Genomic DNA, 4,474 nt, shown 5'->3' on the forward strand with positions numbered 1-4,474 from the left:
TGGGGCGGTTGTCCGCCAATATCGTCAGGTCGCCAAACCCGGCGCCTGTTGTCTCAGGCGCAATACAACTGTAGTTCCGCGGCGTGCAGACGTCAAGTGAGATTTGATCAGGTCTCGCGCAGACTGTTTGACCGCATTCTCGCACTTCCGTATTTTTGGAGTGCCACCATATGGAGTCCTACTGACTGTTTAGGAGGAACTGTGTGAGCTACACAAAAGCAATCCTTCAGTTGATCCAAGACCAGCCTGGCATATGTGGGGAGGACATTGACAGGCTGCTGCGGCTGGGTGGTCGAAAGATCACAACTATGATTTCTCCGTACATCAAACGCGGCGTGGTCATAGTCACCAGGGAGCCGGCTTCCGACGGAACACGCAAGGTAAGAAAGACGTTCTCCCCAAGTGCAAGCCTCCCGTCAGCGATACAAGCCACACTCCTAGGTTGTGGCCGATGGGGATCTGACGATGTTCAGATTTTGAGAAACCTGTACCCCTACCACTCGAACGCGCTAATCGCCCAACGCCTCGGACGCACCGTTAAACATATCGAGGGTAAAGCTCGCAAGCTTGGACTGCGAAAGCCCGTCGAGTACTTGCCTCCTCTGAACAGGAACTTTGGCCCACGAGTAATTTGGACCGACGAACAGGTCCGTTTCCTCAAAGAGCACTATCCCGACTCGACGATTGAGACGTTGCTCCCTATCCTCAACAAGACGTATTCACAGATCGTCGCAAAGGCTCGAAAGCTCGGCATCAAGAAGTCAGCCGCGTTCTGGAAGGAGGCAGGCGATCGAATCATGCCACTCGGTGCCGAGAGCCGACTTCCGGCACATCCCATCGGCACCGAGAAAATATGGGGCGGCTACGTATATATCAAAGTTGAGGATACCGAAGGATGGGTGTCGAAGCATCGACTTGCATGGCGCGCCCATTATGGCGACTACAACCTCAAAACACACTCCATTTGGTTTATCGATCGAAATCCATTGAATTGCGACATCTCAAATCTTGAGCTGATTACAAAGGCAGAGTTGGCAAACCGATCATCGGTCCTTCGTTATCCGGAAGAACTACGAGCTGTCATCAACATGTACAACAAGCTAAGGAAGGTGATCAATGAACAACATTGAAGCGCTGCGTGAACATCTTTTCAACACGCTCCAGGGCCTAACCAGCAACGAGAAACCCATGGAGATCGAGCGCGCCAAAGCTATTGCGGAGGTAGCTCAGGTGATCATCAACTCGGCCAAGGTCGAGGTCGAACACCTTAAGGTTGCCGGCGGCAAGGGGACCGGATTCATCAATGCCCCAGGATCGACGACTCACCGGCTTGGCGGCTGACGTCATCCACCGGGCGGACCGGTTGTCCGCCCCTCACGCAAGTGTTCAGCAAGCAAGCTTACTTCGCTTGTTTCGCCCTTTTCCTTTCCTCGAGTTCTTCGAGCCTCAGGCGCTCGGCCAATCTCAGCGGCCGATTTCCTTCCTGGTAGATGGCTTTCTCTTCGACGTAGTACGCGTTACCCACCTTGATGGGAGGCGGGTAAATCTTCCCCTGCTTGATCCAGCGCGATGCCGTCCGCATCGCGGGCGGTGGAAAGAACTCGCGCTCGAGCCAAAGGTTCAATCTGATCTTCATCTGCGACCTCGTAGCGTTCATCTACAAGCGGCGTACCACTGTCGTCAAGGAGTACGGCATGGTTCATGGAGGAAGTGGATTGCCGAGTAGCTACGGCGCCAAACGGTTCAGTTCCTGCGCCACCCACTCCTCGATACGAGGGATACCCGCTCGAGGTCCACCTTGGAGTTGAAGCAATAGGCGCGACGGAAGATCATGCAAGGTCGGGGGTGCCGCCGGGTTATTGAGTATGTTCGCGGCACTCTGCAGAGTCGGTATCACGGCGCGCCCACGAAAGGTTAATCCGTCTGGTTGTCCGAGATGCAACGCAACGGCGTCGATGATCGCCTGCTGTGATCGCGCGATACCTACCAAGAGATCTGCCAGTTGTTCATTGGTGAGTGCCATCTTCGTCTCCCGTCGGTTTGGGTTCAGCAAGCATATCCTCAGCCGGGTACAGCTGCAGCATCGCCCGCGCCGCCTCGACGTTCGACGTCGTCAGCCATTCCTCCCAATCGTCCGGCCGGAGGATCACGACAGACCGCTTCTCGTCGCCCGGTCGATGCATGTGCTTCATGAGCGGGTGTTCGTCGGCGTTGACCGTGATCATCGCCACGGTGTGCCGCATCCTGCCGTCAGAGTACTGAAGCGTCGCCAGATGCCGGCGACGCACATAGCGCGGCCCCCCCCCGAGACATTGATTCTTTATCGGATACAATCGCGCACACTCAACACCGGGCCATAGCACGATGAGCGGAAACGAACGGCTACACGAACTCGACAGCCTCAGGGCGCTGGCGGCGATCGGCGTGATCGCCTGGCACTATACAAACCATTTCCATGCGTCCCCGTTTCCCAGTTTGATGGCCCCGTTCTACAGTCACGGGCTGCTGCTCGTTGACTTCTTCTTCGTGCTGTCGGGATTCGTGCTTGCCCGTACATATTGGACTGAACAGCGATCGCCAAACTTCTTGTCGAATCTTCGGGACCGAATCGCGCGACTGTATCCGCTGCACTTCGTCATGTTATGCCTCGTGGCGATCATGCAATGGGTGTTGGTTCATCGCCTCGAAGCATCCCCCTTTATCTACACCTTCAACGACAAGAGAGAATTTGCCCTGAACCTGCTGTTGCTGAACCGAACCGGACTTGAGCACGGCTTCTCGTTCAACGCTCCGTCGTGGTCGATCTCTGCTGAGTTCGTCGTGAACGTCGTCTTCCTTGCAACAATTTCGAGCCGAAGAAAGCTCTCCTCCATTCTGCTGAGCGCTGGATTCGTGGTCGCGCTGGCAGCTATTTTTCGCAATGGCCTGATCAGCAACGCGACCTTCGTCGGCATCGACAACGACATTTTCCGAGCGATGTTCGGCTTCTGCATCGGCGTCGCGCTGTTGCGCGTCGACGACGTGTTCGCGAAGATCTCCGTTCCCAAATCTGTCTACGATCTCATTGCCGTTGCATCGGCTGCATGCTTCCTTTACTACTGCGCTAGTTCCAGATTTTCGAGCGGACTGGACTTCGCGATTACGCTCGTTTGCTTCCCTACATTGATTGTCGGGGCAATTCGAGGATCTGTCGTCAACAAAGTGCTCAAACTTGCTCCGCTCGTGTTCCTAGGTAGCATTTCCTATTCGATCTACTTGGTGCACTTTCCCATGCAGCTTGCCGCACACATCCTCGGTGTCGCATCAGGACACGAGTTGCCATATAACAGCCGCGGTTTCTTCGTCGCGTTTTTCGCTGCGACAATCGCTGTATCGTGGTTGACCTACCGCGCTATCGAACTGCCCGGCAAGAATATTTTGAGATCGCTGATGGGACATCAGAATCGCTCCGTGCCAGCACGTCAACGTTAGGCCTGCCTCTCCGTCGGCCATCCCCGCATCGCTCACGTTATGTCAGGTGTGAAAAAGCCCCGCTCGGGGCGGGGCCTTTATAGTGCTATCGATACATTTGTCGCAACCGATCTATTTCTTGCCCTTCTTTTTCCTGGAGCCGGACGGGCGCCAACTACTACTATTCGGCTTAACAGATGCAGGCATAATAGCTCTATGGAGTGCCGCATCATTGTGATCCTGAACGTAGTCGACACACGCCTGCGACGGCATCCGAAATGAAAATGCCGTTTTTCCGTCGAAATTCGTCACAGAAAAATCACCAGACCCGATGATATCCATGCCAATCAAAACGTCACAATTCCCGCCCAAGTTACCCTTCGTGACCCGGACCGGAGAAAAACAAACGCCATTTGGGAGAAATATTGCAACGTAGTAGGTTTCCGTCAGCGTAATCCCGCTAACCCCATGCACCTGACATACGCCAGTCGGAGCAAGTCCGCACGCGTCCACCACCGACTGCGATATCACACTCGCTGTCGCACCGGTATCCCAGATAGCCGAATACTTCAACTCAACCGGCCCACGACTTCCAGAATTGACAACCTGCGCGACCCCACATTGGGTCTTTAGAACGTTGCAAATTCCATTGGCTTTCGCCGTGAATGCAGAAACAGGGGTTTGCATTATACGAATTCGACCCGCGAATGATACGTCTGTGTATAATTTTGAGCACCCGGCTCAACCCGTTGAACCAAAAACGTACCAAGAGGAAAAGTCTTTTGAGTTTCCGTTACAGCTTTTATCTCATCATCAAATACACCAATCACCTTTTGATCCTTTATCGCAACAACTTTTCCAGAATACTGCGATACCAAATCCGTTTGGTGCTTTAAGTAGTATTCGAACTCGTCACGAAGATTGGTGGTCATGATTAGCTCGGCAGTGTCAAATAGCAGGTTCGGCGACAAGAAACGCGCAACGATGGAGAGGTTGCACGCCCGACGGGGCACGCCACTATTAT

The 4,474-nt window shown here is 54.1% G+C and carries 7 protein-coding genes and 1 pseudogene; 3 read left to right on the plus strand and 5 right to left on the minus strand.

Annotated features, from left to right (window positions below; translation table 11 throughout):
* The first annotated feature begins 203 nt into the window (after nt 1-203).
* The gene (locus tag Q3A80_RS31640; protein ID WP_446332707.1) at nt 204-1,130 is read left to right on the plus strand and encodes an HNH endonuclease signature motif containing protein; all 927 of its coding nucleotides are present in this window, start codon (nt 204-206) and stop codon (nt 1,128-1,130) included.
* Nucleotides 1,117-1,341: a hypothetical protein gene (locus Q3A80_RS31645; protein ID WP_446332708.1), complete on the plus strand. Its 225-nt coding sequence runs from the start codon at nt 1,117-1,119 to the stop codon at nt 1,339-1,341. The genes Q3A80_RS31640 and Q3A80_RS31645 overlap by 14 nt, the downstream gene beginning before the upstream one ends.
* A 58-nt stretch (nt 1,342-1,399) precedes the next feature.
* Here Q3A80_RS31645 and Q3A80_RS31650 read toward each other — a convergent pair whose 3' ends face one another.
* The 3 genes and pseudogenes from Q3A80_RS31650 to Q3A80_RS31660 all read right to left on the minus strand — a co-directional run.
* Nucleotides 1,400-1,636, minus strand: coding sequence for an excisionase (locus Q3A80_RS31650; RefSeq protein WP_446332709.1), 237 nt, complete (start codon nt 1,634-1,636; stop codon nt 1,400-1,402).
* Nucleotides 1,637-1,726: 90 nt separating this feature from the next.
* A complete protein-coding gene (locus tag Q3A80_RS31655; RefSeq protein WP_446332710.1) occupies nt 1,727-2,023 on the minus strand; it encodes a hypothetical protein in 297 nt (98 codons plus the stop codon).
* Nucleotides 2,007-2,296: pseudogene (locus tag Q3A80_RS31660) on the minus strand (SOS response-associated peptidase family protein); the annotation flags it as partial. The gene Q3A80_RS31655 and the pseudogene Q3A80_RS31660, both read right to left, overlap by 17 nt.
* A 68-nt stretch (nt 2,297-2,364) precedes the next feature.
* Here Q3A80_RS31660 and Q3A80_RS31665 point away from each other — a divergent pair.
* Nucleotides 2,365-3,471 (plus strand): acyltransferase family protein, encoded by a 1,107-nt coding sequence (locus tag Q3A80_RS31665; RefSeq protein WP_446332711.1) that lies wholly within the window; start codon nt 2,365-2,367, stop codon nt 3,469-3,471.
* 111 nt (nt 3,472-3,582) lie between these two features.
* Here the strand turns inward: Q3A80_RS31665 and Q3A80_RS31670 are convergent, their stop codons facing one another.
* Both Q3A80_RS31670 and Q3A80_RS31675 read right to left on the minus strand, forming a co-directional pair.
* Nucleotides 3,583-4,137, minus strand: a complete 555-nt coding sequence (locus Q3A80_RS31670) for an aspartyl protease family protein (protein ID WP_446332712.1) — start codon at nt 4,135-4,137, stop codon at nt 3,583-3,585.
* The coding region (locus Q3A80_RS31675; RefSeq protein WP_446332713.1) for a DUF5678 domain-containing protein at nt 4,137-4,474 on the minus strand (338 nt) is incomplete at its 5' end. The genes Q3A80_RS31675 and Q3A80_RS31670, both read right to left, overlap by 1 nt.

The organism is Burkholderia sp. SR8 (genome assembly GCF_052851275.1).